Source organism: uncultured Ferrovibrio sp., assembly GCF_937960835.1.
In the GTDB taxonomy this organism is placed as follows: Bacteria; Pseudomonadota; Alphaproteobacteria; order Ferrovibrionales; family Ferrovibrionaceae; genus Ferrovibrio.
The window spans coordinates 259,523-282,705 of sequence record NZ_CALGPC010000002.1 but is presented as its reverse complement, the minus strand read 5'-3'; the positions used below and the strand labels follow the sequence as shown (position 1 = coordinate 282,705).

At 62.9% G+C, this 23,183-nt stretch carries 30 protein-coding genes and 2 tRNA genes; 8 read left to right on the top strand and 24 right to left on the bottom strand.

What is annotated here, in order from left to right; all coding sequences use genetic code 11:
• The first annotated feature begins 74 nt into the window (after positions 1-74).
• Positions 75-854 carry an SDR family NAD(P)-dependent oxidoreductase gene (locus Q0603_RS02250; RefSeq protein ID WP_298721392.1) on the top strand — a complete coding sequence of 260 codons (780 nt, stop codon included), beginning with the start codon at positions 75-77 and terminating at the stop codon, positions 852-854.
• Here Q0603_RS02250 and Q0603_RS02245 read toward each other — a convergent pair.
• The 9 genes from Q0603_RS02245 to Q0603_RS02205 form a co-directional block, all read right to left on the bottom strand.
• On the bottom strand, positions 851-1,807 hold the full coding sequence (locus tag Q0603_RS02245; RefSeq protein ID WP_298721390.1) for a DMT family transporter: 957 nt from the start codon (positions 1,805-1,807) through the stop codon (positions 851-853). The two genes, Q0603_RS02250 and Q0603_RS02245, sit on opposite strands and share 4 nt — an antisense overlap.
• 9 nt (positions 1,808-1,816) lie before the next feature.
• On the bottom strand, positions 1,817-2,416 hold the full coding sequence (locus Q0603_RS02240; protein ID WP_298721387.1) for a 2-hydroxychromene-2-carboxylate isomerase: 600 nt from the start codon (positions 2,414-2,416) through the stop codon (positions 1,817-1,819).
• 53 nt (positions 2,417-2,469) lie between these two features.
• Positions 2,470-3,075, bottom strand: coding sequence for a 2-hydroxychromene-2-carboxylate isomerase (locus Q0603_RS02235; RefSeq protein ID WP_298721384.1), 606 nt, complete (start codon positions 3,073-3,075; stop codon positions 2,470-2,472).
• Positions 3,076-3,120: 45 nt separating this feature from the next.
• The gene (locus Q0603_RS02230) at positions 3,121-4,899 is read right to left on the bottom strand and encodes a potassium/proton antiporter (protein WP_298721381.1); all 1,779 of its coding nucleotides are present in this window, start codon (positions 4,897-4,899) and stop codon (positions 3,121-3,123) included.
• A 10-nt stretch (positions 4,900-4,909) separates the two neighbouring features.
• A complete protein-coding gene (locus Q0603_RS02225; RefSeq protein WP_298721378.1) occupies positions 4,910-6,043 on the bottom strand; it encodes an acyl-CoA dehydrogenase family protein in 1,134 nt (377 codons plus the stop codon).
• Positions 6,044-6,068: 25 nt separating this feature from the next.
• A complete protein-coding gene (locus tag Q0603_RS02220; RefSeq protein WP_298721375.1) occupies positions 6,069-6,467 on the bottom strand; it encodes a RidA family protein in 399 nt (132 codons plus the stop codon).
• Between the two features lie 24 nt (positions 6,468-6,491).
• On the bottom strand, positions 6,492-7,127 hold the full coding sequence (locus tag Q0603_RS02215) for a hypothetical protein (protein WP_298721372.1): 636 nt from the start codon (positions 7,125-7,127) through the stop codon (positions 6,492-6,494).
• A 2-nt stretch (positions 7,128-7,129) separates the two neighbouring features.
• A complete protein-coding gene (locus Q0603_RS02210) occupies positions 7,130-8,302 on the bottom strand; it encodes an isovaleryl-CoA dehydrogenase (protein WP_298721369.1) in 1,173 nt (390 codons plus the stop codon).
• 62 nt (positions 8,303-8,364) lie between these two features.
• Positions 8,365-8,829, bottom strand: coding sequence for a PaaI family thioesterase (locus Q0603_RS02205; RefSeq protein WP_298721366.1), 465 nt, complete (start codon positions 8,827-8,829; stop codon positions 8,365-8,367).
• A 181-nt stretch (positions 8,830-9,010) separates the two neighbouring features.
• Here Q0603_RS02205 and Q0603_RS02200 point away from each other — a divergent pair, with 181 nt between their 5' ends.
• Entirely contained in the window at positions 9,011-9,901 is an 891-nt protein-coding gene (locus Q0603_RS02200; protein WP_298721361.1) for a LysR family transcriptional regulator, read from the top strand.
• Positions 9,902-9,921: 20 nt separating this feature from the next.
• On the opposite strand, the gene Q0603_RS02195 is transcribed toward Q0603_RS02200, so the two are convergent.
• The 4 genes from Q0603_RS02195 to Q0603_RS02180 form a co-directional block, all read right to left on the bottom strand.
• Entirely contained in the window at positions 9,922-10,581 is a 660-nt protein-coding gene (locus tag Q0603_RS02195; protein WP_298721459.1) for a carbonic anhydrase, read from the bottom strand.
• Between the two features lie 11 nt (positions 10,582-10,592).
• On the bottom strand, positions 10,593-12,896 hold the full coding sequence (locus Q0603_RS02190) for an NADP-dependent malic enzyme (protein WP_298721358.1): 2,304 nt from the start codon (positions 12,894-12,896) through the stop codon (positions 10,593-10,595).
• Positions 12,897-13,041: 145 nt separating this feature from the next.
• Positions 13,042-13,128 (bottom strand) — tRNA-Leu (locus tag Q0603_RS02185).
• 60 nt (positions 13,129-13,188) lie between these two features.
• Positions 13,189-13,428 (bottom strand): FliM/FliN family flagellar motor switch protein, encoded by a 240-nt coding sequence (locus tag Q0603_RS02180; RefSeq protein ID WP_298721355.1) that lies wholly within the window; start codon positions 13,426-13,428, stop codon positions 13,189-13,191.
• A 130-nt stretch (positions 13,429-13,558) separates the two neighbouring features.
• On the opposite strand from Q0603_RS02180, the gene lipB reads away from it, so the two are divergent.
• Entirely contained in the window at positions 13,559-14,239 is a 681-nt protein-coding gene (lipB, locus tag Q0603_RS02175; RefSeq protein WP_298721456.1) for a lipoyl(octanoyl) transferase LipB, read from the top strand.
• 35 nt (positions 14,240-14,274) lie between these two features.
• Here the strand turns inward: lipB and Q0603_RS02170 are convergent, their stop codons facing one another.
• The 5 genes from Q0603_RS02170 to Q0603_RS02150 form a co-directional block, all read right to left on the bottom strand.
• On the bottom strand, positions 14,275-14,532 hold the full coding sequence (locus tag Q0603_RS02170; protein WP_298721352.1) for a hypothetical protein: 258 nt from the start codon (positions 14,530-14,532) through the stop codon (positions 14,275-14,277).
• A 39-nt stretch (positions 14,533-14,571) separates the two neighbouring features.
• Positions 14,572-14,871 (bottom strand): acylphosphatase, encoded by a 300-nt coding sequence (locus Q0603_RS02165; RefSeq protein ID WP_298721349.1) that lies wholly within the window; start codon positions 14,869-14,871, stop codon positions 14,572-14,574.
• A 132-nt stretch (positions 14,872-15,003) separates the two neighbouring features.
• Entirely contained in the window at positions 15,004-15,621 is a 618-nt protein-coding gene (locus Q0603_RS02160; protein WP_298721346.1) for a glutathione S-transferase family protein, read from the bottom strand.
• A gap of 12 nt (positions 15,622-15,633) precedes the next feature.
• The gene (locus Q0603_RS02155) at positions 15,634-16,941 is read right to left on the bottom strand and encodes a cytochrome P450 (RefSeq protein ID WP_298721343.1); all 1,308 of its coding nucleotides are present in this window, start codon (positions 16,939-16,941) and stop codon (positions 15,634-15,636) included.
• A complete protein-coding gene (locus Q0603_RS02150) occupies positions 16,892-17,668 on the bottom strand; it encodes a DUF502 domain-containing protein (protein WP_298721340.1) in 777 nt (258 codons plus the stop codon). The genes Q0603_RS02155 and Q0603_RS02150 overlap by 50 nt, the downstream gene beginning before the upstream one ends.
• A gap of 231 nt (positions 17,669-17,899) precedes the next feature.
• On the opposite strand from Q0603_RS02150, the gene Q0603_RS02145 reads away from it, so the two are divergent.
• Both Q0603_RS02145 and Q0603_RS02140 read left to right on the top strand, forming a co-directional pair.
• Entirely contained in the window at positions 17,900-18,658 is a 759-nt protein-coding gene (locus Q0603_RS02145; RefSeq protein WP_298721337.1) for an SDR family oxidoreductase, read from the top strand.
• Positions 18,649-19,197, top strand: a complete 549-nt coding sequence (locus Q0603_RS02140) for a hypothetical protein (RefSeq protein WP_298721334.1) — start codon at positions 18,649-18,651, stop codon at positions 19,195-19,197. The genes Q0603_RS02145 and Q0603_RS02140 overlap by 10 nt, the downstream gene beginning before the upstream one ends.
• On the opposite strand, the gene Q0603_RS02135 is transcribed toward Q0603_RS02140, so the two are convergent.
• From Q0603_RS02135 to Q0603_RS02115, 5 genes are all read right to left on the bottom strand, one after another.
• Positions 19,198-19,731 carry a hypothetical protein gene (locus Q0603_RS02135; protein WP_298721331.1) on the bottom strand — a complete coding sequence of 178 codons (534 nt, stop codon included), beginning with the start codon at positions 19,729-19,731 and terminating at the stop codon, positions 19,198-19,200.
• Positions 19,728-19,928 (bottom strand): hypothetical protein, encoded by a 201-nt coding sequence (locus Q0603_RS02130; RefSeq protein ID WP_298721328.1) that lies wholly within the window; start codon positions 19,926-19,928, stop codon positions 19,728-19,730. The genes Q0603_RS02135 and Q0603_RS02130 overlap by 4 nt, the downstream gene beginning before the upstream one ends.
• Positions 19,929-20,035: 107 nt before the next feature.
• Entirely contained in the window at positions 20,036-20,377 is a 342-nt protein-coding gene (locus tag Q0603_RS02125) for a hypothetical protein (protein WP_298721325.1), read from the bottom strand.
• A 22-nt stretch (positions 20,378-20,399) separates the two neighbouring features.
• Complete coding sequence (locus tag Q0603_RS02120; RefSeq protein WP_298721322.1) at positions 20,400-21,041, bottom strand: hypothetical protein; 642 nt, start codon at positions 21,039-21,041, stop codon at positions 20,400-20,402.
• A 147-nt stretch (positions 21,042-21,188) separates the two neighbouring features.
• Complete coding sequence (locus Q0603_RS02115; protein WP_298721319.1) at positions 21,189-21,377, bottom strand: hypothetical protein; 189 nt, start codon at positions 21,375-21,377, stop codon at positions 21,189-21,191.
• A 241-nt stretch (positions 21,378-21,618) separates the two neighbouring features.
• On the opposite strand from Q0603_RS02115, the gene Q0603_RS02110 reads away from it, so the two are divergent.
• From Q0603_RS02110 to Q0603_RS02100, 3 genes are all read left to right on the top strand, one after another.
• A tRNA-Lys gene (locus Q0603_RS02110) sits at positions 21,619-21,694 on the top strand.
• Between the two features lie 156 nt (positions 21,695-21,850).
• Positions 21,851-22,045 carry a DUF3606 domain-containing protein gene (locus tag Q0603_RS02105; protein ID WP_298721316.1) on the top strand — a complete coding sequence of 65 codons (195 nt, stop codon included), beginning with the start codon at positions 21,851-21,853 and terminating at the stop codon, positions 22,043-22,045.
• Positions 22,046-22,260: 215 nt separating this feature from the next.
• The gene (locus tag Q0603_RS02100; protein ID WP_298721313.1) at positions 22,261-22,740 is read left to right on the top strand and encodes a PAS domain-containing protein; all 480 of its coding nucleotides are present in this window, start codon (positions 22,261-22,263) and stop codon (positions 22,738-22,740) included.
• Here the strand turns inward: Q0603_RS02100 and Q0603_RS02095 are convergent.
• The gene (locus Q0603_RS02095; protein ID WP_298721308.1) at positions 22,715-23,146 is read right to left on the bottom strand and encodes a cupin domain-containing protein; all 432 of its coding nucleotides are present in this window, start codon (positions 23,144-23,146) and stop codon (positions 22,715-22,717) included. The genes Q0603_RS02100 and Q0603_RS02095 overlap by 26 nt on opposite strands.
• Between the last annotated feature and the right edge of the window lie 37 nt (positions 23,147-23,183).

Below are 23,183 nucleotides of genomic sequence, written 5' to 3'. Positions count from 1 at the left end.
TAGGCTTCGCGCAATGACTTGATAATATCGCTTATCTATCGGCAATATCGAGAAAATCTATGGAGGAGACGCCCGTGGAAAATTTTGATCTCAAAGGCAAAGTCGCCCTGATAACCGGAGGCAACGGGGGCATCGGATTGGGCATGGCGGAAGGCCTGGCGGCCTCTGGCTGCGATCTGGTGATCTGGGGCAGCAATCCCGGCAAGAACGCTGCCGCAGAAGCCAAGCTGAAAGGCTTTGGCCATCGCGTGTTGGTCCAGAAAGTGGACGTATCCGATGAGAACCAGGTCGAAGCGGCTTTCGCCGAAGCCTTGAAGACGATGGGCCGGATCGATGGCTGCTTTGCCAATGCGGGCGTCAGCCAGAGCCGCTCGGCTTTCCATGAATTGAGCACCGCGGAATGGCGGCGCGTGCATTCCGTCAACACCGATGGCGCCTTCTTCACCCTGCGGGCTGCCGCGCGGCATATGGTCGAGCGCAGCAAGGCGGGCGATACGACGGGCGGCCGCCTGGTCGGCATGGCGAGCACCGCGGCGATCCATGGCGCGGCGCGCGCGCAATCGTATGCGGCCAGCAAGGGCGCGATGGTGGCAATGATCCGTGCCCTGGCAGTGGAGATGGCACGTTACGGCGTCACTGCAAATTCCATCCTGCCGGGCTGGATCGAAACCGAGATGACGGCTGGCGGCGTCGCCGATCCGAAATTCAGCGGCGCCGTGCTGCCCCGCATTCCGGCGCGCCGCTGGGGGCAGCCGGACGATTTCGGCGGCATCGCCGTTTATCTGATGAGCGATGCCAGCCGGTATCACACCGGCGACAGCTTCGTGATCGACGGCGCTTATACGATCTTCTAAGGCGCCGCCTGCTGCCTGGCCATCCGCGCCTGCAGCCACTGCATGCGAACCACGCCGGCGAGGATAATGATCCCGCCGGCGATCTGCTGCAGCGTAACCGTGCTGCCGAAGAACAACGCCGCCACCAGAACCGAGAAGACCGGCGCGAGGCTGGTATAAAGCGTCGCCACCGGCACGCCGACATGGCTGACGCCATAATTCCAGAACAGGATTGCAAGTCCCGCGCCGCCGATGCCAACCCAGGCCAGCATGGCAATCGCAGCGCTGGACGGCATCTCGCTGGGGATTCGCAGCGGGTCGAACCACGCCAGAACGGCGAACAAGCCGCAGATCAGAATGCCGCCGCATAGCGACGTCAGGAACGTGATGCGCATCTGGCTCCAGCCCAGTGGGCCGAGCCAGAACTGCACTTTGATCGAATACCAGCTCCAGCTCATCATCGCGATGACCAGCAGCATCTCGCCCAGATAGCCATGATCGCCTGGCGAGCCTGCTTTCGGGCGCACCGCATCCAGCGCCACCAAGGTCGCGCCGATCATTGCCGCGATGGCTGCGGGCCAGAAGCCGCGCGCCAGGGGAACGCGGATCATGATTTTCGTCATGATTGCAGCGATCAGCGGACTACAGCTCATCGCAATGGCGGCGCGCACGGGCTCAGACAACATGATCCCGATCGTGTAGAACACGGAAAATGACGCCATCCCGCCGCCGAGCAGGAAAACCTTCGGCCAGGGCAAGGGCGCCCGGAACGGTGATGCCCCGTCGAAGGCGACACTCATCGCCAGCAGCAGCGGCGCCGGGATCAGATACCGGATGGCCGATACGAAGAACGGATCGAGATGCCTGGTCGCCAGCGCATGCGTCATCGGGATCATCGCCCCCCACAGCAAGGCGGTGACGATGAGCCCGATGGCCGCAAGCGGCGTAGCGCCGCCTGATGATGATGCGTTCACGGCAACGCCTTAAGCGCGGCGCGCCAGCCAGCGGTCGATATGGTCGATGCGGTCGGAGCCCCAGAACATCTCGCCGTCGATCATGAACGTCGGCACGCCGAAAGCCTTGATCTCAACCGCCTCACTCGTGGCATCGATCACTTTCTGCCGCGCCTCCTTGTCCTCGGCGGCAGCAGCGATCTCTTCTTCCGGAATGCCGAGTTCCTTGAGGATCGCCGTCAGATGCTCCGGCGCGGCAATGTCCCGCCCCTCGCCCCAATATTGCCGGAAGACCGCCTTGGCAAAAGCCACAGCCTTCGCGGGATCCTGGGCTTTCAGGCGGTAAAACAGCAGCCGCGGCAGCTTGGCGTCGGTGGGAAATGGCGTCGGCAGCTTCACGATCGGCAGATCGGCCAACTGCGCCGAACGTTCCCAGTCGCGCATCATGTAATCCATCTTGATCTTCGGGAATGGCGTGCGGTCGGGGATCGCCTTCCACAGATGCCCAAGCGAAATGGGCCGCCAATCCACCTCGCGCCCATGCTTCTTGGCCACGGCCTCAATCAGGTTGGCACCCAGATAGGCGTAGGGAGAGGTGAAATCCCAATAGAAGATAATTGCCGCAGACATCCCGGAAGGCTCCTCTTCGTTGTCGTTTTTTGCAGATGTTCTGTGCCGATCTTTTACCAGCCGCCTCGTTCGAGCCAGCGGTCTATCATGTCGAGGCGGTCGGCACCCCAGAAAGGTTCGCCATCGACGAAAGTGAACGGCGATCCGAAGACGCCGCGATTCTGTATTGCGTCGTCGGTGATCTCGCGCAGCTTTGATTTGATCTCAGGGCTGTCGATGGCCTGCAGAAATGCGCCGCTATCCACGCCAACACCCGACGCGACATCGGCGACCAGACCGGGGGAGGATATGTCCCTGCCCTCGACGAAATAGGCCGCATAAACCGCCTTGATGAAAGGCACCGCCTTTTCCGGCATCGCCTCTTTCAGCCAGCAGGCGCCGCGCGCCGCCGCCTGGGTCGCCAGCGGAAACTTGGCTGGCATGTTAAACGCGATGCCATGCTCACGCGCACAGCGCTTGAAATCATGAATCGAATACTTCCCTTTCAGGGGATATTCGGTCAGCGGCTGCGTACCGGCCACCTTGAACACCGCGCCCAGCAGCATTGGCCGCCAATCGACGGTGCGGCCATGCTTGGCAGCGATACCGTCGATGCGATGGGCTGCGATATAGCCGTAGGGCGAGGAGAAGTCGAAATAGAACTCCAGCGGGGCGGCCATGTTTCCTCCACTTTCTTGTCAGCGTACCGTTTTATCTAGCCCCATTTAGTCAAAACCGAACGCGCGACGGAAGCCGCGCAGGATGGGATTCTCTTCGGGCTCCAACTCGATGCCGACGGAGCTGATCCGTCCGCCCCGCATCTCGCGCACGATGAGCTCGATAGGCCCAACGCGCAATCTGTCGCCTACGACCGCCGCACGCCGCAGCCGCCGGCGAATGAACGCGCCGATGGGATCGTTGCGGTCCTTCTCGTCGACGGGAATGCCATAGAGCGCCGAAACCTCGCCCATCAGCGCGTCGCCCGAGACGACAAATTCGCCGAATACCTCGTCGCCACGCCCCTGCTCTTTGCGCTTCGCCATGCGGCGGGCGGTGAACAGGCGATCCAGAGAAAAGAACTGCTCCGGCGGCGCCAGCACCAGCAGGAAGTCTCCGGGCTCCAGCCGCTCCAGCTTGCTGCGATCCATGACGGCGCCGCTGCGGATCACGGTGATCACCCGGCAGCGCCGTGGCAGCGGCAATTCGCTGAAGCGATAGCCCAGGGCAGGACAATCCGGCTCCACCCGATAGCTGGCGATATCGCGGTCCAGCGACGGATCGCCGAAGTCGATCTCGGTGCGGGTCGGCGCCTCCGGGCGCGCTGGCAGTTCCAGGCCGAAGAACCGAGCCACCGGGCCAATTGTCCATCCCTGCACGGTCAGCGAGGCAAGCACGCAGCAGAAGGCCGTGGTGACGTAGAGTTCGGAATTGGGCATGCCGGCCAGGACGGGAATCGTGGCCAGGAAAATCGGCACGCCGCCGCGAAGGCCGATCCAGGAAATGAAGCCGATCTCGCGCCACGTATACCGGAACGGCAGCAGGCAGATCAGCACCGCCAGCGGCCGCGCGACGAGGATCAGCGCAAAGGCGACGATCCCGCCGCCGATGGCATAAGGGGTCATCTTCTCCGGCGTCATCAGCAGCCCCAGCAGCAGGAACATGACGATCTGACTCAGCCAGCTCAGTCCGTCGTAGAAGCGCAAAATGACCTGAGCGCCGCGATGCCGCCGGTTGCCCAGCACAAGTCCGGCCACGTAGACCGCGACAAAGCCGGAGGCGTTGAGGAAATTGGCGCCCGAGAAGATCAGCAGCGCGGCCGCCATCGCGACAATCGGGTACAAGCCGCCTGCCACCGGAACGCGGTTGAACAAGGCAACCAGCAGAAAACCGCCGGCTACGCCGATCGCCAGACCGCCGACCATCTGGGCCGCGAACAGCCCGAGCAAGGTGAGGGTTTCCGGCGGCTGCCCCAGGCGGATCAGCTCGACGCAGGCCATGGTAAGGAAGATGGCCATCGGATCGTTGATGCTGGATTCCACTTCCAGCGTGCCGCTGACGCGCTTTTGCAGCGTCACGCCCTTCATGTTGAGCAGGAAAAAAACCACTGCCGCATCGGTCGAGCCGACGATGGAGCCGACCAGGAAGGCTTCCAGTACGGTGATATCCAGGGCGAAATAGGCCGCGACGCCAAGCAGGGCTGCGGTGCCTACCACGCCTATGGTGGCCAGCACGAAGGCGGGCCCGGCGACGAGCCGGACGGTAGAGAAATTGGTCCGCAATCCGCCGTCGAAGAGAATGATCCCAAGCGCTGCGGAGCCGATGGTGTAGGTGAGCTGATAATCGCTGAAGATGATCCCGCCAGGACCGCTCTCGCCGGCCAGCAGGCCGAAACCAAGGAACACCAGCAGGAACGGCACGCCAAAGCGGCTGGACGCTGATCCGAAGAAGATGCTGACCAGGACCAACAGAGATGCGATGAAGACTATCTCGTTGCCCTGATACAATCGCCCCCCTCTAGGTCTGGTTCAAAGCCCGGCTGATGACCAGCCGCTGGACGTCGCTGGTGCCCTCGTAGATCTGGCAGACGCGGACATCGCGATAAATCCGTTCGACTGGAAAATCAGCGAGATAGCCGTAGCCGCCATGGATCTGGATGGCATCCGAGCATACGCGTTCGGCCATTTCCGATGCAAACAATTTGGCCATGCTGGCCTCTTTCAGGCATGGCGCGCCGGCATCCTTCAGCCGTGCGGCGTTCAATACCAGTTGGCGGGCCGCCTCGATGCTGGTTGCCATGTCTGCCAGCCGGAAAGCCACCGCCTGATGGTTGATGATCGCGGTACCAAATGCCTGCCGCTCGCCCGAATAAGCCAGCGCCGCCTCGAACGCCGCGCGCGCCATGCCAACTGACTGCGCGGCGATGCCGATCCGGCCGGATTCCAGATTGGCCAGCGCGATCCGGTAACCCTCGCCTTCCGCGCCGAGCAAGGCATCCTCACCCACCGTCAGGTCTTCGAAGACGATCTGGCAGGTATCGGAGCATTTCTGCCCCAGCTTCTTCTCGATGCTGGCGACCCTGTAGCCGGGGGTGTCGGTTGGCACGACAAAGCAGGAGATGCCGCGCTTGCCCTGGTCCGGGTCGGTGACGGCGAAAACCAGGGCGACCTTGGCAATCGAGCCAGAGGTGATGAACTGCTTCACGCCGTTGATCACCCATTTATCGCCCTGCTTGCGTGCCCGCGTCTTGAGGGCAGCGGCATCCGAGCCAGCCTGCGGCTCGGTCAGGCAGAAAGCGCCGATCCATTCGCCGCGCGCCAGGGGCTTCAGGAAACACTCCTTCTGCGCCGGGCTGCCATAACGCAGCAAAGCCGCGCAGACGGGAGAATTGTTCACCGACATGATCGTGCTGACCGCGCCATCGGCAGCGGCGATCTCTTCCAGCGCCAGCACGTAGGAAATGAAATCGGCGCCCGCCCCGCCCCATTCCTCGGGTACGCACATGCCCATCAGGCCAAGGCTGCCCATGGCCGAAAGCAGGTCGCGTGGCGGCTCGGCGGTGCGGTCGCGCTCCGCTGCGCCGGGCAGCAGCTGCTCACGTGCAAAATTGCGCGCCATCTCGCGGACCATCTGCTGCTCTTCGGTAAACATCGCGTTCCCCCTATGCCCTTGCTGGCTATGCCCGTTGCCAGGCGCGTTTCCTGGCGGTCACTTCGATCTCCAGCTTCATGGCGGGATCGATCAACTGGCAGATCAAGGCCGTGGCCGCCGGCCTCGCCTTGGCGAAATGGCGGCCGCAAACCGGCGCGATCAGCGGGAAGTAGTTCGCATCGGTCAGGTAGTAATGAACCCGCACAACATCATCGAGGCTCGCGCCTGCCTGAGCCAGCGCGGCCGATATGTTGCGGAAAGTCTGCTCGGTCTGTTCGACGACATCCTCGGAGATCGTCATCGTGGAATAGTCGTAGCCGGTGGTCCCGGAGACATGAATCCACTCGCCATCCACCACGGCACGAGAATAGCCCATGGTCGCTTCAAACCTCGACCCGGAGGAGATCAACCGACGCTCAGCCATGGTTTCAGCCTGTTCTTGTTGTGGTTATTTCTTCATCTCGGGCGCTGGCGTTGCCGCTTCTCGGCCGAGCGTGAGCCCTTGCGCAACAGCGCTGGCGCGTGCACTCGTCATCTTTTCGCCTGCCGTGGCGCAATAGACGCCATCGACGCGGATGCTGCCTTCCGTCAGCATGATGCTTTTGGCTGGCGGCTTGCCATTTGGCGCCGCATAGAAGCCGATCACCAGACATTGCCGGGCGCCCAGCTCGAAACGCAGCGCTGAAGCCAGCCCATTCGGCGTGGCTTCCGCGTGATCGGCTTTATCCAGCGCCTTAGGCGTCGGGGCCTCCAGGCCCTTGAGGACCGTGGTAGCGAACTTCATCAAATCCACCGGACCGCTGAGATAGTGGTCGTCGCCGGTCAGGTCGCGCAGAACGACGATGGCAAAGGCACCAGCGGGCTTCTGCGCCCGCCAGAAATACCGCTCCAGCCGATAGCCCAGCGGCGCGGTGAAGACCTCGGCCATATGCGGCGTGGCCGCCAGTTCGTCGGCGGCCCACCGCACCTGCTGCTCATCCAGCGCAATCGGATCCCATGACTTGTCGCCTTCCGCCGCATGCGCTGACACGGCAGAAAGCAGCAAAGCCAGAGAGACGGCGCATTTCCGTAACAGCAGGGCCACGCTTATTTCGTCTCCTCGAAGATCTCGCGCCCGATCAGCATGCGGCGGATTTCCGATGTGCCAGCGCCAATCTCGTAGAGCTTGGCGTCGCGCAGCAGACGGCCGGTCGGATAATCGTTGATATAGCCGTTGCCGCCGAGGATCTGGATCGCATCAAGCGCGATCTTGGTCGCCTTCTCGGCCGCGAAAAGGATAGCGCCAGCGGCATCCTTGCGCGTGGTCTGGCCACGGTCGCAGGCCCGCGCGACGGCATAGACATAGGCTCGCGCCGCGTTCATCTCGGTATACATGTCGGCGATCTTGCCCTGGATGAGCTGGAAGGTGCCGATGGGCTGGCCGAACTGCTTGCGCTCATGGATATAGGGCAGAACGACATCCATCGCTGCCTGCATGATGCCCAGCGGACCGGCGGCGAGCACTGCGCGCTCGTAATCCAGGCCGCTCATCAGCACGTTCACGCCGCGGCCAACCTGGCCCAGCACGTTCTCTTCCGGCACTTCGCAATCCTCAAAGACCAGCTCACCGGTATCCGAGCCGCGCATCCCAAGCTTGTCGAGCTTCTGCGCCGTCGAGAACCCCTTGAAGCCCTTCTCGATGATGAAGGCCGTGATGCCGCGCGGGCCTGCATTCGGATCGGTCTTGGCATAGACCACCAGCACATCGGCCGTCGGACCGTTGGTGATCCACATCTTGTTGCCGTTCAGGATGTAGCGGTCACCCCTCTTCTCGGCGCGCAGCTTCATCGAAACGACGTCAGAGCCGGCATTCGGCTCGCTCATCGCCAGAGCGCCCAGATGCTCGCCCGAGATCAGCTTGGGCAGATAGCGCCGCTTCTGCTCCTCGTTGCCGTTACGGCGGATCTGATTGACGCAGAGGTTGGAATGCGCACCGTAGGACAGGCCGACGGAAGCCGAGCCACGGCTGACCTCTTCCATGGCGACACAATGTTCCAGATAGCCAAGGCCCGCGCCGCCATATTCCTCTTCAACAGTAATGCCGTGCAGGCCGAGATCGCCCAGCTTGGTCCACAGATCGCGGGGGAATTCGTTGGTCTTGTCGATGGCATCGGCGCGCGGCGCCAGCTCGTTGTCGACGAAGCTGCGGACGGTCTGGCGCAGCATATCGGCGGTTTCGCCGAGCCCGAAATCGAGCGTCGGATAAGTGTTGGCGATCATGATGGAACCCCTCTCGGAATCGGGTGAAAGAATAGTAGCGGATCGGAAACGGGAATGCAGCCCTAGCCCGGTGAACGGGGCGCATCGGGACGCCCTTGAAGACACATCATCGTCGCCAGCCCTGTTGCACAGGGCGTGACCTTCCCTGCCTTGTGGGCGAAGACGTCGATGGCGCAGATCGTCAGGGTGCGGCCATGCTTGGTCACGATGCTGCGCGCCACCAGACGCTCGCCATCGGCGGGCGCAAGCAAGTTCAGCTTGTATTCGACGGTGAGTACGGTTGAGTCTGCGGGAAACAGGCTGAAGGCCGCGTAACCCGCCGCGCTGTCGGCGATCATGCCGACCACGCCGCCATGGACGAAGCCATGCTGTTGCGTGATCTCCGTCCGCCGCGGCAATTCAATTTCGCAATGCCCGGGAGCCACCAGGCTGAGGCGTGCGCCGATCAGATGCATCGCGGGCTGGCGATTGAAACTGTCGCGCACCCGCGCCTCGAAATTCAGGTCGCTGGGTTTGAATTCGGCCATGGCATTCATGCGGCTGCCCTCGATCCAGGTCGATCCGGGCGGAATTCCCCCGCGCCGATGCCGGCCAGCCGGCTTTTGTGGCCTGTTGCCGACTCAGGTTCGTTTCCGCCCGTCTCTGGGATAACGCCTAGCGGAGCATAGAGGAAATCAATTGTCTTTATGGCATAAATAGTCTTTTTCTATGCCCATGAACCTGACCCTGATCCGCTACTTCATGGCGGTCGTCGAGACCGGCAGTTTCACCCGGGGCGCCGAGCGCGCCAATGTCACCCAGCCAACGCTTTCGGCCGGGATCAAACGGCTGGAAGAGGCCCTCGATGTGGCGCTTTTCGAGCGCGGCCGCGGCGCCCAGCTCACCCCGGCCGGGGCCCGTTTTCTGCCCCGCGCGCGGCTTCTGCTGCAGGAATGGACTACCGCCCGCCGCGAGCTGCGCCAGGCACAGGCGCCGCGGCAGCGGCTGCGTTTAGGCTATATCCCTGGCCTGCCGCAGCACCAGCTGACAACCCTGTTGGGCAGCTTCATCGCTGCCCATCCCGATACCTCGCTGGAGATCCTCGAAGCGCCCGCCGCCAACCTGTCGCGCCGTCTCCAGCTCGGGCGTATCGATGCCGCGATCCTGTTCCTCGACCAAGAACCAGGCGAAATGGCCCTGCCTCTGTTCCGACAGCGCTATGTTCTGGCGGTGCCGCCGCATCACGTGCTGGCTCATCGCAGCACGGCACGCATCGCCGACCTGCAGGATCAGCCCTTCGTCATCCGCCCTCATGCCGAGATCATGCCGGCCGCCGAGCGGTTGTTCGCCGCGCAGAATGTGCGGCCGCGCATCATCGGGCGCGTCGAAAGCGATGCGGGACTGTTGGCTTTGGTGCAGGCCGGCGTGGGCATCGCCATCGTGCCGCATTGGCTGCCGGGCAAGAATGTCGCAACGCTGACATTGCCCGAACTGCGTGAAACTCATCGCGTCGGGCTCATCTGGCGCGATGCCGAAGGCGCCGCTGCTGCGCAGCTACGGGAGTTCGCAGCTGGCCACGACTGGGATACCGAAGTCCAGCACCCCATCATCGGTCACTGACGGTCTCGGCTGGGACGGTATCAGCTCGCGGTCGGCAGCCAGTCCGGCGCACCGCCGAATACCGGGTTGAACTTTCCGGTTTCGGGATTGCGCACCAGAAGCTGCCCGCTGGCGATACCGAAATACGCGCCATGCAGCTGCAGCTTACCGCGCTCGACGAGGATCCGCACGCAGGGAAAGGTCATCAGATTCTGCAAACTGAGTTCGACGGAAGCGAACTCAAGCCGGCGCAGATATTCGAGATCGTTTGCCTTGCGCGGGCCGAGCGTTTCAGCCGCCGGCGCGATCTGCGACATCCAGCGCCCAATGAAGTCGCCGGGCGACAGCGGCTCCATATCATCGGCAAAGGCGCGGATGCCGCCGCAAAGCGCATGGCCCAGCACAACGATATGCTTCACCCGCAAGGCCTGCACGCCGAATTCCAGCGCCGCGCTGGTGCCATGCTGATGGCCGTCGGGATCGTAGGCCGGTACGATATTGGCGACGTTGCGCACCACCAGCAATTCGCCCGGCGCCGCGTCGAAGATGACTTCCGGCGAGACGCGGGAATCGACGCAGCCGATCACCATGATCTCCGGCCGCTGGCCTGCCTCGGCGAGCATTTCGTAGCGCGAACGCTCGCTGGAGAAACGGCCGTCGAGGAAAGCGCGATATCCCTTGGCCAGCCGTTCGGGAAGCATCGATCCCACCCTTAGCTCTTGAGCCACTGGCCCATCGCGCCATCGGCATGATCCTGGGCATCGACTACCGCCACGGCGCTCATATTGACCAGGCCGCGCACCGTGACATTGCGCGAAACGATATGGGCCGATTTCGCCATGCCCATCAGGATCGGGCCGACATAAAAGCCCTGATCGATCTGGCGCACCAGATTGGCGGCGATATTGGCCGCATCCAGGTTCGGCATCACCAGCAGATTGGCCGCGCCGCGCAACTTGCCATCGGGCAGCAGCTTGTCGCGAATGGCTTCCGACACGGCGGCGTCCGCCTTCATCTCGCCTTCGATCTCGATATCGGGCAGCAGTTCCTGCAGCCGCTGCACGGCCTCGCGCATCTTGCGCGAGGACGGCGTCGGCGCGCTGCCGAAATTGGAATGCGACAGCAGCGCGATCTTCGGCACCAGGCCGAAGCGGCGCACCTCTTCCGCCGCCAGCCGCGCGATGGCAACGATCTCGGCGGTGGTCGGATCGAAATTCACGTTGCTGTCGGCGATGAACAGCATGCCTTGCGGCAGCACCAGCAACTGCATGGCGGCGGGCAGTTCCGCGCCGGGACGCAGGCCGATCACGTCCATGATGTGCGGAAGATGCTGCTCGAACTGGCCGATGGCGCCACAGATCATCGCGTCCGCTTCGCCGCGATGCACCGCCATGGCGGCGATGACCGTCGTATTGGTGCGGATGACGATGCGCGCATCGTCTGGCGCGACGCCCTTGCGCTTCATCAACGCCAGATAGCCGGTCCAGTATTCGGTGTAGCGGTCGTCGCGCTCGGGGTCGATGAGCTGCACGTTCTCGCCGATCTTCAGGCGCAGGCCGAGACGCTTGATACGATGCTCGACCACCGAGCGGCGGCCGATCAGCGTCGGCTGCGCCAGCTTGTCGTCGAGCACGATCTGCGCCGCGCGCAAGACGCGTTCGTCCTCGCCCTCGGCATAGATCAGCCGCATCGGCCGGCGCTTGGCGCGCTCGAAGGTCGGCCGCATGACGAAACCGGTGCGGTAGACAAACCGCTCGAGGCTTTCGCGGTAAGCCTCCAGATCGGCAATCGGCCGTGTGGCCACACCGCTATCCATGGCCGCCTTCGCCACCGCAGGCGCGATCTGCAGGATCAGGCGCGGATCGAAGGGCTTCGGGATGAAATATTCCGGGCCGAAGCTGAGCTGCTCGTCGGCGCCGTAGGCGCGCGCGACGATGTCGGAAATCTCGGCCATGGCGAGATCCGCGATTGCGCGCACGGCCGCCAGCTCCATTTCGGTGTTGATCGTCGTCGCGCCGACATCCAGCGCGCCGCGGAACAGGAACGGGAAGCACAGTACGTTGTTGACCTGGTTCGGATAGTCCGAACGGCCGGTGGCCATCACCACGTCCGGACGGGCCGCCTTGGCCACTTCCGGCAGGATTTCCGGCGTCGGGTTCGCCAGTGCCAGGATCAGCGGCCGCGGCCCCATCTGCTTGACCATCTCCGGCTTCAGCACATTGGCGGCCGAGAGGCCAAGAAAGACATCCGCGCCGACGATTGCGTCGGCGAGGGTGCGATGGTTGGTCGCCCGGGCGTAGCGCGCCTTGAACTCGTCCATCTGCTCGGTGCGGCCCTCATAGACCACGCCGACGATGTCGGTGACGACGATGTTTTCCTTCTTCATGCCCAGCGCGACCAGCAGGTCGAGGCAGGCCAGGGCGGCTGCGCCAGCGCCGGAGGCGACCAGGCGAACCTCCTCAATCTTCTTCTCCACCACGCGCAGGCCGTTGAGGATCGCCGCCGCGACGGTGATCGCCGTGCCATGCTGGTCGTCGTGGAAGACCGGGATATTCATGCGCTCGCGCAGCTTGCGCTCGACCACGAAGCATTCCGGCGACTTGATGTCTTCGAGGTTGATGCCGCCGAAGGTGGGCTCGAGCGCGGCGATGATCTCGACCAGCTTGTCCGGATCGGTTTCGTTGATCTCGATATCGAAAACGTCGACGCCGGCGAATTTCTTGAACAGGACGGCCTTGCCCTCCATCACCGGCTTGGACGCCAGCGGCCCGATATTGCCCAGGCCCAGCACGGCAGTGCCGTTGGAGATGACGCCGATGAGATTGCCGCGGCCGGTCAGTTCGGCGGCCTGGGCGGGATCGTCGATGATGGCGCGGCAGGCGGCGGCGACGCCGGGGCTGTAGGCCAAGGCCAGATCGCGCTGAGTAGCAAGCGGTTTGGTCGGGGTGATTTCAAGCTTACCCGGCTTCGGCAGCCGGTGGTATTCCAGCGCCGCGCGGTCCAGGTCGGATGTCATCTTCGGGTAACCCTAATCGGAATCGGTCAAACGGTGAGCGGCAGTATGCCAAAAAGCCGCCCAGAGGCGGAAGCCTCAGGTCGCCTGAAATAACCGGATATGTGAGAACAGGCCCGGAATTAACATCCGCTGGCGCGGAAATCGATGGTGCGGTCGAAAAGACTCGAACTTTCACGGCCTTTCGGCCACAGCGACCTCAACGCTGCGCGTCTACCAATTCCGCCACGACCGCATATCGGGCGACGCGGGGAGATAGCAAATCCCGCCGCGGGGTTCAAGCCGGGGCGGCCGGTTAATCGTCTGACATCGTGTCGGTAATGGAGATCGCAACCTTCTCGCCGGAAATGACGATTTCCCCTCGGGCGATCAGCTTGTTGTTGGCATAGATCCAGGCATGGTCGTCCACGCTGGCGTCCAGCTCGATGACCGCGCCGCGGCCGACCTTCAGCACCTGGTGGATCGGCATGGTCGCCTTGCCCAGAACCACCGAGATCTCCACCGAGACGTCATTGACTGCTGTATTGGAGGCCATGGCATACCTTCCTTCCGGCCGCTACTGCCGCTAAGTAAGCGGGTGAAGGTTAGCACAGCGTTAAGCCTGATGGTCTGAAATGCTTATTCCGCCCCCCGCCTCCGAAATCATCGATACCCCCGCCGGCCCGGTGGAATGGGCGATCAGTGACGACCTGGTCCCCTACGAGGCGGCCCTGGCCGCCATGGAGGAACGGGTGGCGGCCATCCGCGCCGGACAGGCCCGGGAGCTGATCTGGCTGCTGCAGCACCCCCCGCTCTATACCGCCGGCACCTCGGCCAAGGCGGCGGACCTGCTGGATCCCCGTTTCCCGGTCTATACCGCCGGCCGTGGCGGCCAGTACACCTATCACGGCCCCGGCCAGCGGGTCGTCTACCTGATGCTCGATCTCAACCGCCGCGGGAAAGACGTCCGGGCTTTCGTCTGCCGGATGGAAGACTGGGTGATCGCCGCGCTGGCCCGGTTCAACATCAAGGGGGAGATCCGCGACGGCCGGGTCGGGGTCTGGGTCGACCGTTCGGCCACCCTGGGCCCGGGCCGGGAGGACAAGATCGCCGCCATCGGGGTACGGGTCCGCCACTGGGTCACCTTCCATGGCCTGAGCTTCAATGTGGAGCCGGACCTGAGCCATTACGACGGCATCGTCGCCTGCGGGATCAAGGCGACCGAAACCGAGCCCTACGGTGTGACCTCGCTGGCCGATCTCGGCCAGATGGTGACCATGCCGGAGGTGGACCTGGTGCTGCGGGATACCGTTGAAGGCGCCTTGCTAGACCGGCTGGGTGCGAAGGCCTGCGCGACCGCGATCTAAACTAATATCTCTATAATTCCATATAATATATGGAATTACTTGGCTTTTACCTTGCGCTCCAGCGCCCGCCGCTGCTGTCGAGATAGCCCCTCGGTGGACAGCGCACGCGTTTCAGTTTCTGTAACCTTGCCTGCCAAATAAAATACGTAAGCCGCTGTAAAAGCTATAAGAACGCCACCACCGATCCAGGGGCTGCTGGTGGCCCACCAGGCTAGGCCACCAAAGCCGAGCGAGCCGGCATAACAGATCGCCCACTGCTTTAAGGTGAGCTTGAATTTCTTTTTCTTTTCCATAATTTATGATTGTTTCTTTGCAGGTTTTATCATTTGGCCCTACTCTGTCGGCACCTGCTCGAAAACGGTTGCCGTCGAGGTCAGCTCGGTTTCTTCAGGCGTCACCGGAGCGGGTACGACACCCTGAACCAGGGCCGCAGGCGGGCCCTCCGCCAGCTCGCGCTCAAAGCCGTCCAGGACCGAGCGGTCGCCATAAGCCAGAACCTCGACGCGCCCGTCCCGCCGGTTCCGGACCCAGCCGACCAGACCGTGGTGTCTGGCCCTGCCGACCGTCCAGTAGCGGAAGCCGACGCCCTGCACGCGCCCCTCGATGAAATAACGCCGTGTCTCCTTGCTCATGGCCGGGAGTCTAGCGGCCCGCCTTCGTCCCGGCCAGCCGGTGCCCGCCTTCAGGACGAGGTTTTTCCGAGTTCTGGCCGGTTTACAAAGCCTCTATTCCAGGTTGCAGTCGTCCAGCCCTAAGACCGGGCCTCAGGCCGCGTGGACGGCCAGCACCTTTTTCACCGCCGGACGCTCCATCATCCGTTTCATATGCGCCTGCACCTTGGGGAAACGGGCGACATCAACCTCGTCGCCCTCCAGCCAGGTGGTGAAGGTAAAAAGATACGGGTCGACGATGGTGTAATCCTCCCCCATCGCCCAGGGGCCCCGGAACAGCTCACGCTCGATCAGATCGAAGCACTCGCCCATGGTCTGGGGCACCTTCCGCTGCATGTCGGCCAGGGCAACCGGATCGTCGGCCCAGCGGGTGCCGCGGACCTTATGGGCATGGGCGACATGGACGGTGGAGCAGAGATAGCTGTTGAAAGACTGCACCTGGGCAAAGGCAAAGGCGTCGTTCAGGGGCGCCAGCTTCGCCTCCGGGAAGCGCTGCGCGATATAGGTCAGGATCGCAGGGCTTTCAGTCAGCACCCCTTGCTCGGTCACCAGGGTCGGGACCCGCCCCTTGGGATTCATCTTCAGATACTCCGGCTTGCGCTGGTCCCCGGCTTTAAGATCCAGCCGCACGGCCTCATAGGGCACCCCCGCCTCCTCCAGCGCGATATGCGAGGCGAGCGAACAACTATTGGAGGAGTAAAACAGTTTCATCGTTTCTCTCTTTCAGAAGGTGATCGGATAACTCAGGAAGCCGCGGAAGCGCGCCCGGCCGCCGCGGACGAAATCCCCGCTGCGGCGGAAATTTGGAAATCGTGCCAGCAGGCGGCCAATGGCAATCTGTCCCTCGAGGCGGGCCAGCGACATGCCGGCACAGGCATGAATGCCTGCGCCGAACGCAAGATGGCGATTGGGCTGGCGCCCGACATCCAGACGGTCCGGATCGGGGAACTGCGATGGATCGCGATTGGCGGCGCCGATGCATAGCGTGATCAGTGTGCCGGGGGCGAAGGTCACGCCGCCGACGCTCACCTCCTCCACCACGCGTCGGTTGCCCAACTGGTTGGAGGATTCGAAGCGCAGGAATTCTTCCACCGCCATCCTGATAAGGCTCGGGTCATCCAGCAGACGCTGCTTCTGATCCGGCCAGTCGAGCAAGGCGGCGACGCCGTTGCCGATCAGGTTGGTGGTCGTTTCATGCCCGGCATTGAGCAGAAAGATGCAGTTCTGCACCAGTTCATCGGCGGTCAGGCTTTCGCCATTCTCACCGCGGATCAGAGACGTCAGCACGTCGCCATAGCCATCGCGCGGCTCCTGATCACGCCAGGCGGCGATGTGCTTTTCCAGATAGGCCTCGAACTCCATCATCGCCCTGTTGCCGGCCTCCGCCCGCTCGGGCGTCAGCACTGGCTCCAGCGCGCCGAGAATGGCCAGCGACCAGTCGCGCAGCAGATGGCGGTCCTCGCCGGGCACAGCCAGCATGTCGCCGATGATCTCGACCGGCAAAGCGGCGGCATAGTCGGTGATCACATCCATGCCGCCCTGTCTGGCGGCGCGATCCAGCAGACGATCGACCAAGGCAATGAACCGCGTTTCCAGCAGCTTCAGCGCCCGCGGCGTGAAAGCCGGCGCCAGCAGCCGCCTTACCCGCGTATGCAGCGGCGGATCATTGAAGACGAGGCTGGTGGTGTGATGGCGGTATAGCGGCGTGTCGCCGAATTTCGGCTTGAACTCAACCTTCTTGTCGGAACTGAACCGCTTGTTGTCGCGATAAACCGCCTGCAGGTCGTCGTAGCGGGTCAGGAAATAGCTGCCATCCGGCATCTGCCGGACCGGCTCGTATGTGCGCAGCAGATGATAAACGGGATAAGGATCGTCGAAGAAATCAGCGTCCAGCCGGCGCAGATCAAACGCGGCGACAAAGGCGCGCCGCTCTGCATCGTTCAGGCCGTCGAAACGGCCGAACCGTAATGCGCCGGGACCGTCAGGGCGTAAAGCCGCCGTTCGTTCCCTCGCTTGGCTTAAGCTGGCCAATGGGCTTTCCTCCTGCCGTGCTCTGCGGCACGTTTCTCTCCGGCGGCACGATCACGCCACAGGAGATGATCAGTTTCATAGCTTCGTCGACCGTCATCGACAAGATGATCACGTCGCTGCGGCGGTAATAAGTCATGTAACCGCCAGTGGGATTGGGCGTTGTCGGCACATATACGGTGACGAGATCGGTGCCGAGCTTATTGGCTACTTCGCCCTGCACGTAATTGGTGACAAAAGCGATGGTCCAGGACCCGGCTGAGGGCCAAGGCACCAGCGCCACCTGCCGGAAGGATTGCCCCGACTGGCTGAAGACGGTTTCAAAAATCTGCTTCAGCGCACCATAAAGGCCGCGGATCACCGGCATGCGCGCCACTAGCCGCTCGCCCACATTGAGCAGGGTGCGGCCAAGGAAATTGGTGGCCAGGAAGCCGATCAATGTCAGCAGCACCACGGCAACCACGATGCCCAGGCCCGGAAGACCGTAAGGCAGCTGGAACGGCAGGAAGCGCTCCAGTTCGTAGCCAGCTGGGATCAGGCCCTTCACGTTCCGGTCGATCGCCTCAATCGTGATGACGACCAGATAGATGGTGAGCCCGATCGGCGCAGTGACGATGATGCCGGCCAAGAAGTAGTTGCGCAGCCGGGCGAACACGCCGAGCCTCGGCGGCGGCAGGATGATCTGCGGCGCATTGGGGTCTTCGGAGGGAGAGTTGATCTGCTCGCTCACAAGGTCCTCTTCCTCAAATCGAATGCCTGGCGACCACCACCCTTTTGCAAGCTGTGCTTATAAAAAGGCCCAGGCAGCCTCCCGTAGGCATCCCGATATGCGTATCCCGGCGCTGATCGTCTGTCCAGACCGGGCTGGGGCGCACCCAAGTGAATTTTCGTAATATGGCAAAGCACTTGCACCGGCCCGCCCCACCGCTACGATGCAGGCCGGAGCAAGGGAGGAATGTCTATGCGTCTGGCGAATAAGGTGGCGATTGTAACAGGTGGCGGATCAGGCTTTGGCGAGGGGATCGCCAAGCGCTTTGCCGCCGAAGGAGCCGCCGTGGCAATTGGCGATCTCAACCTGCAAGCCGCCGAACGCGTCGCCGGCGAGATCGGCAAGGCCGGCGGCAAAGCAATCCCGGTCGCCGTGGACGTGAGCAAAAGCGATCAGATGCGGGCGCTGGTGGAGGTGACGGTGAAGACCTTCGGCGGCCTTGACATCATGATCAACAATGCCGGCATGCCGCAACGCAACGGCCCCATGCTGGATGTCGACGAGGCCACTTTCGACCGAATCTTCGCGGTCAATGTGAAGAGCATTTACCTCTCCGCCCAATACGCCATCCCGGAGATGCGCAAGCGCGGCGGCGGCGCCTTCGTGAATATCGCCTCCACCGCCGGCGTGCGCCCCCGTCCCGGCCTGGTGTGGTACAACGGCAGCAAGGGCGCGGTGATCACGCTGACCAAGGCGATGGCGGTGGAACTCGCACCCGAGCAGATCCGGGTCAATGCGTTGAATCCGGTGGCGGGCCTGACGCCCATGCTGAAGGAATTCATGGGCGGCACCGAGACCGAGGAAATGAAGGCGAAATTCGTCAGCACGATCCCCATCGGCCGCTTCAGCACGCCGCAGGACATCGCCAACGCGGCGCTTTACCTAGCCTCGGATGAAGCCAATTTCATCACTGGGGTATGCATGGAGGTCGATGGCGGAAGATGCATCTGATCCGTCCCTCAGCGCTGCTGATCGCTGGCTGCCTGCTGGCAGCGGTTCCCGTTGCCGCCCAGCAGCCGGCCCAGCAACAGCCACAGCAGCAGACGCAGCAGCAGACGCAGCAGCAGCCTCAGCCGCAAGCACCGCTGGCCCAGCCCGATCCACAGGCGCAGCAGCCTGAGAGCAAGCCGATTGCCCCTCAGGCCCAGCCGCAGCAGAAGCCGGCGCCGAAGCGGGACGCCAATGCGCCCCGTAACCGCACCATGCAATTCGATCTGCCGCCGCTGGTGCCGATTGCCGAGATTCCGCGCGGCAAGGCGGTGATGATCCAGGGCATCGTGCATTCGCCGCAGCCGACAACCTTCGTGCTCAATGACGGCAACGCATCGATGGTGATCAATCTCGGGGCTACGTGGCAGGAATTGACCAAGGTGAAGGCCGGCGACCGTGTGCGCGTGATCGGCCAGATGGATCCTTACGGCGCGTCCGTCTTCCGCGCCGGCAGCATCGTGCTGGAAAACAACCGGATCATCGTCGTCCCCAATAGCTGATCAGCGGCCGGTGCCAACACCGCCGCCCTTGCGCGGGCAGCGTCTGAACTGCGTTTTGACCTGGCCGAGTTCCGTACGCCGCGCATGGAGCAGGAAATCGTCCCAGCTCGTCAAACCGCCCACTACATTGGCCACGGCGAGGCATTCCTGAGCAGAGGGATGCACGATGCCGCGTGAAGTCAGGATCTCGTCGATCACACGCTGGCCCGCATAGGCGTCATTGGGATAGTTCCGCGCATAGGCCTGACTGCGCAATTCGACGGCATTGCGGAGCTGTTCGGCATTGGCCGCATCGAAGGCGCTCCATTGCGGAAGAATGCTGCCATCGATGCCGCGCCGGGCACAGTCTCGCGCATAGGCCCGCAGCACGATGCCGGATCTTACCACGGCCTCAGCCTCGAACTCGGCTTCCGTCATGCATAACTGGGGGCTCTTCGGCCGGCTGCCGGCACCGAGGCCCTCCTGCGCCGTGGCCGTGCTGGCGAGGCCCAGCCCCAAGGCCAGCAGCGCACCGAGCAGAAATGCGTGTTTCACCGCTTGTGGGCGGTCGCGGCCACGAAAGTCGCCGCGGCATCGGCCGCCAGATCGACCTGGGAGGACGGCACGGCAGGGGTTTGGTCGAGCGCCTGCTGGATCGCCTGCGCCTCTTGCGGCGGCAGACGCTTCAGAATCTCGGCAGTGCGCTCCGGCCCTGCCACGCGCAGAAAAGCAACCAGCTTTTCCCGGCTCATGCTGTTAGTCCCACCTGCTCAACGCCCGGCATTCTACTGCAGTCCTTCTGGAATACCAAACGAGGGTTAAGGAGCGGTTGTCGCAGTCCGGGTCGCTATCCGGCCCCTTACTTCGGCTTAGGCGCAGCCTTCATCATGGCGAGATACATGGGCATCACGACATTGGTGAACTTGTTCTGCCCGTATTGCAGTTCGTCCATGGCGGCCTTGACCATGTCCACGGTCGGATAATATGGCACCACCACATAGCCATGCTGCTTGAGTGCGGCGATCACCGCATTGGCCTGCTTGGTGTAATTCTCGAAGAAGTAGCTGGTATCGGCCTTTTTGATCGCCTCGGCGATCACTTCCACCGCCGGGATGGGCTTGATCGCCTGGGGCTTCCAGTTATAGCCCTCCGGCGGCTGGCCAGTTGGTTTCGCATTGCTGCGATCATCAGACGACGCCATGACAAATCCTTAAACGAGGGCGTCACTTGACCGGCAGCCGCGTCCCCGTCGGCCATTGCCGGGCGGTGTCCTTGAGCTCCGGTGCGACGACAGTCGGCCGCTTGCCGTCAAGCTGCCGTACGGCGGTGGCGACCTTGTGCTCGACCGCCACTTCGGACGGCACGCGCAGCCGCATCTTCACATAGGCCTCGCGCAGCGCTTCCGCCACGCGGCGCTCCAGCGTGCTGCCCGGGCCGGTGATCCGGCGCCGGATGATGATGCCGAGCGCATCGATGTTCAGGCCGATGATGGCATGCAGCCGTGACGTCGGATGCGTCAGCCCGGCGACAAGATTCTTCAGCACGTCAGCATAAAGCGTGACCAGCGGATAGCCGAAGAGGCTTCCCTGCCCCTTCAGGTCCATCGCCACGTCGTAGATCCACTCGTAATACCGCGCGCGGCCGACCGAGTTCAGGGACGCCGAATTCCAGGCATCCTTCAGGTTCCGCAGCGCTTCCACCGCCGAGGCTTCGAAATCCGCCTGGGTTTCGACGATGACCTTTTCGATCTTGCTGCGCAGTTCGGGGGTCAGGCGGACATCATGGCCACGCTTGAAATTGATCGCCTTGCGCCTCAGGTCGCCGCGGTTGGCGATCAACCTTGCGGCGGCATAAGAGTCTATCATGCGCCTCCTTGTCCCAGGCGTGCCGATGTCCTCGCGTGTCCTCGCGAATCGGACCACCCCGTCACGAAATCATCGTGGCAGGCAAACCAGTTAGCAACAGGAAAGCGCAGTGCGACCGCTAGGGCCGATTCGGCGGCGCGGACGCTTTCAGGCGTCGCGCTGAATGACTCGAAGACGGTGGTTGCAGATGTCGATCTTGTCCGCCATCCGGGCCCGCCAAACCTGATCGGCTTCCCGCTCGGTCTGAAACGGCCCGTAACGCTCCTCAGTTCCAGGAATGGGCGCCGGGTCGGCCAAGTCCTTGAAAATCCCACCTTCGACGTAGAAAACAGGCATTGCACTCATCCTCCAGGACGTAACGTATATTATTCCGCAAATGCGAAATAAAGACAAAGGCTGGCAGGGTGACGAAGCGATAACCTCCCGCCCGGCCGGACAATCCTCCCTGCCCGGCCAAGGGGTTATCTGAGGGCCGGGGCCCCGGCGGGATGGCAATTCTGGCGGCTGGCTGGTTGACGAGCCCAGCCCTGCCCCCTATGGTCGCCGCGCCCTGAACGGGGCCTTCCAAGACCTCTGTGAGCCCGTAGCTCAGCTGGTAGAGCAAGCGACTTTTAATCGAGAGGTCCCGGGTTCGAATCCCGGCGGGCTCACCACCTCGCACAATGCGCTGCGAATGGGTTAGCCGGCGGCCAGTCTGCCGGCCGCATCATCGTCCTCATCATCCTGCTGCTCGACATCCCTGCATCGCTGGCAGACGGAACCCGGCACGCTGCGGGCGGGTTCACTCCCCCACTCAGCCGGAGGATTGCATGGCAGACGATCTTAAGAACCGGGGCGAGCCCGACCGCAGCCGCATCAATACCAGCGAGGATCACGAGATCCGCTACTGGACGCAGAAGTTCGGCGTATCGGCGGACGAGCTGCGCACGGCAGTGCAGGCGGTCGGCACCTCCGCCGACGCAGTGGCGAAGCATCTCGCAGGCGGCAAGTCGCGCGGCGCGTGATCTGCGGAACACGACCACGGCATAGTCATGCCGCAGATGTCGCCGAGCTTAGTGAGCGCGCCGCGCAGCAATCTTGAGCGCCCGCAGTAAATTCACCATCCCCCCCGGCCCTGGCGATTCACAAAATCCGTGAAAACAATTACTTAGCTGTTTTCGCCGCTGTTTTCGCCCGCACCCCTCGCCGTCCTATATGCTGGACACAAGGAGAAGCGCCCTTGAACCGGCAAATGGTGAATACCCGATTTCGGTTCGATCCCGACCTGCAGTTCCATCGCCCGGAATTGCAGGCGCTGATGGCGCTTTGGCAGGAGAAGCGGGCCGGCCGCACCGTGCCGGACCGGGAGGATTTCACCGTTTTCGTGCTGCGGCCCTATCTGGCGCGTGTGCTGATCTATGAATGGCAGCCGCAAGGCCGCTTCCGCGTTCGCCTCTATGGCACGCAGATCAGCCGCTATTCCGGCCGCGATCCCACCGGCAAGTATCTCGACGAGATCCTGAGCGGCGAGGCGCTGGAGGATTTCAACAACGGGCTGACCTGGGCAATGCAGCATGCTTCGCCGCTAAGGGCGACGGGAACCTATTACTTTGTGGACCGCAGCTTCGTGCATTTTGAATCGATCACAATGCCGCTGACCGCGGGCAGCGATCAGATCACCCAATTGCTCACCGTCACTTACTTCGACGACGAGGAATAGCGGGAGCGGGCGCTGAAGCGGATACCGTCTCGAAGCCAGCCGGGCTGGTGATCTCAAGCATCTCGACATCCTTCGAAAAGGCGATCAGCTCATGCCGGATTTCCGGCGGCTGCAGGAAGCAGTCGCCGGCTTTGAAGGTGTAGGTGCCCTCGCCTTCGTAATCGAATTTGGCCCAGCCCTTCAGCATGTAGACCATCTGGAAGTCAAGCTTGTGATAGTGGCGCCCTGTCCCGCCTTGGCTTGCTTCCTTGGCCCGGATGACTTCCGCATTGAAGCGGCCATTCGTCGCCTCGGCGATCCCGAGATCGCGATAGACGAAGAAGGCGCGCAGCCCATCGCTGGCGAATGTCGCATCCTTCGCGCGGTTGACATGGAATTTCTGCTTCTGCCTTTTCGCAACCGGCATCCGATCCTCCCCTTTTTTAAGGGAGGCTACCACCAGT

What these genes read in the sequence shown, in the direction of transcription:
- Q0603_RS02240 (WP_298721387.1), bottom strand. Translation starts at nt 2,416, where the DNA reads ATGTCTGCGGCAATTATCTTCTATTGGGATTTCACCTCTCCCTACGCC.
- Q0603_RS02235 (WP_298721384.1), bottom strand. Translation starts at nt 3,075, where the DNA reads ATGGCCGCCCCGCTGGAGTTCTATTTCGACTTCTCCTCGCCCTACGGC.
- Q0603_RS02225 (WP_298721378.1), bottom strand. Translation starts at nt 6,043, where the DNA reads ATGTTTACCGAAGAGCAGCAGATGGTCCGCGAGATGGCGCGCAATTTT.
- Q0603_RS02220 (WP_298721375.1), bottom strand. Translation starts at nt 6,467, where the DNA reads ATGGCTGAGCGTCGGTTGATCTCCTCCGGGTCGAGGTTTGAAGCGACC.
- Q0603_RS02210 (WP_298721369.1), bottom strand. Translation starts at nt 8,302, where the DNA reads ATGATCGCCAACACTTATCCGACGCTCGATTTCGGGCTCGGCGAAACC.
- Q0603_RS02205 (WP_298721366.1), bottom strand. Translation starts at nt 8,829, where the DNA reads ATGGCCGAATTCAAACCCAGCGACCTGAATTTCGAGGCGCGGGTGCGC.
- Q0603_RS02200 (WP_298721361.1), top strand. Translation starts at nt 9,011, where the DNA reads ATGCCCATGAACCTGACCCTGATCCGCTACTTCATGGCGGTCGTCGAG.
- Q0603_RS02195 (WP_298721459.1), bottom strand. Translation starts at nt 10,581, where the DNA reads ATGCTTCCCGAACGGCTGGCCAAGGGATATCGCGCTTTCCTCGACGGC.
- Q0603_RS02190 (WP_298721358.1), bottom strand. Translation starts at nt 12,896, where the DNA reads ATGACATCCGACCTGGACCGCGCGGCGCTGGAATACCACCGGCTGCCG.
- Q0603_RS02180 (WP_298721355.1), bottom strand. Translation starts at nt 13,428, where the DNA reads ATGGCCTCCAATACAGCAGTCAATGACGTCTCGGTGGAGATCTCGGTG.
- Q0603_RS02170 (WP_298721352.1), bottom strand. Translation starts at nt 14,532, where the DNA reads ATGGAAAAGAAAAAGAAATTCAAGCTCACCTTAAAGCAGTGGGCGATC.
- Q0603_RS02165 (WP_298721349.1), bottom strand. Translation starts at nt 14,871, where the DNA reads ATGAGCAAGGAGACACGGCGTTATTTCATCGAGGGGCGCGTGCAGGGC.
- Q0603_RS02160 (WP_298721346.1), bottom strand. Translation starts at nt 15,621, where the DNA reads ATGAAACTGTTTTACTCCTCCAATAGTTGTTCGCTCGCCTCGCATATC.
- Q0603_RS02145 (WP_298721337.1), top strand. Translation starts at nt 17,900, where the DNA reads ATGCGTCTGGCGAATAAGGTGGCGATTGTAACAGGTGGCGGATCAGGC.
- Q0603_RS02140 (WP_298721334.1), top strand. Translation starts at nt 18,649, where the DNA reads ATGCATCTGATCCGTCCCTCAGCGCTGCTGATCGCTGGCTGCCTGCTG.
- Q0603_RS02130 (WP_298721328.1), bottom strand. Translation starts at nt 19,928, where the DNA reads ATGAGCCGGGAAAAGCTGGTTGCTTTTCTGCGCGTGGCAGGGCCGGAG.
- Q0603_RS02125 (WP_298721325.1), bottom strand. Translation starts at nt 20,377, where the DNA reads ATGGCGTCGTCTGATGATCGCAGCAATGCGAAACCAACTGGCCAGCCG.
- Q0603_RS02120 (WP_298721322.1), bottom strand. Translation starts at nt 21,041, where the DNA reads ATGATAGACTCTTATGCCGCCGCAAGGTTGATCGCCAACCGCGGCGAC.
- Q0603_RS02115 (WP_298721319.1), bottom strand. Translation starts at nt 21,377, where the DNA reads ATGCCTGTTTTCTACGTCGAAGGTGGGATTTTCAAGGACTTGGCCGAC.
- Q0603_RS02105 (WP_298721316.1), top strand. Translation starts at nt 21,851, where the DNA reads ATGGCAGACGATCTTAAGAACCGGGGCGAGCCCGACCGCAGCCGCATC.
- Q0603_RS02095 (WP_298721308.1), bottom strand. Translation starts at nt 23,146, where the DNA reads ATGCCGGTTGCGAAAAGGCAGAAGCAGAAATTCCATGTCAACCGCGCG.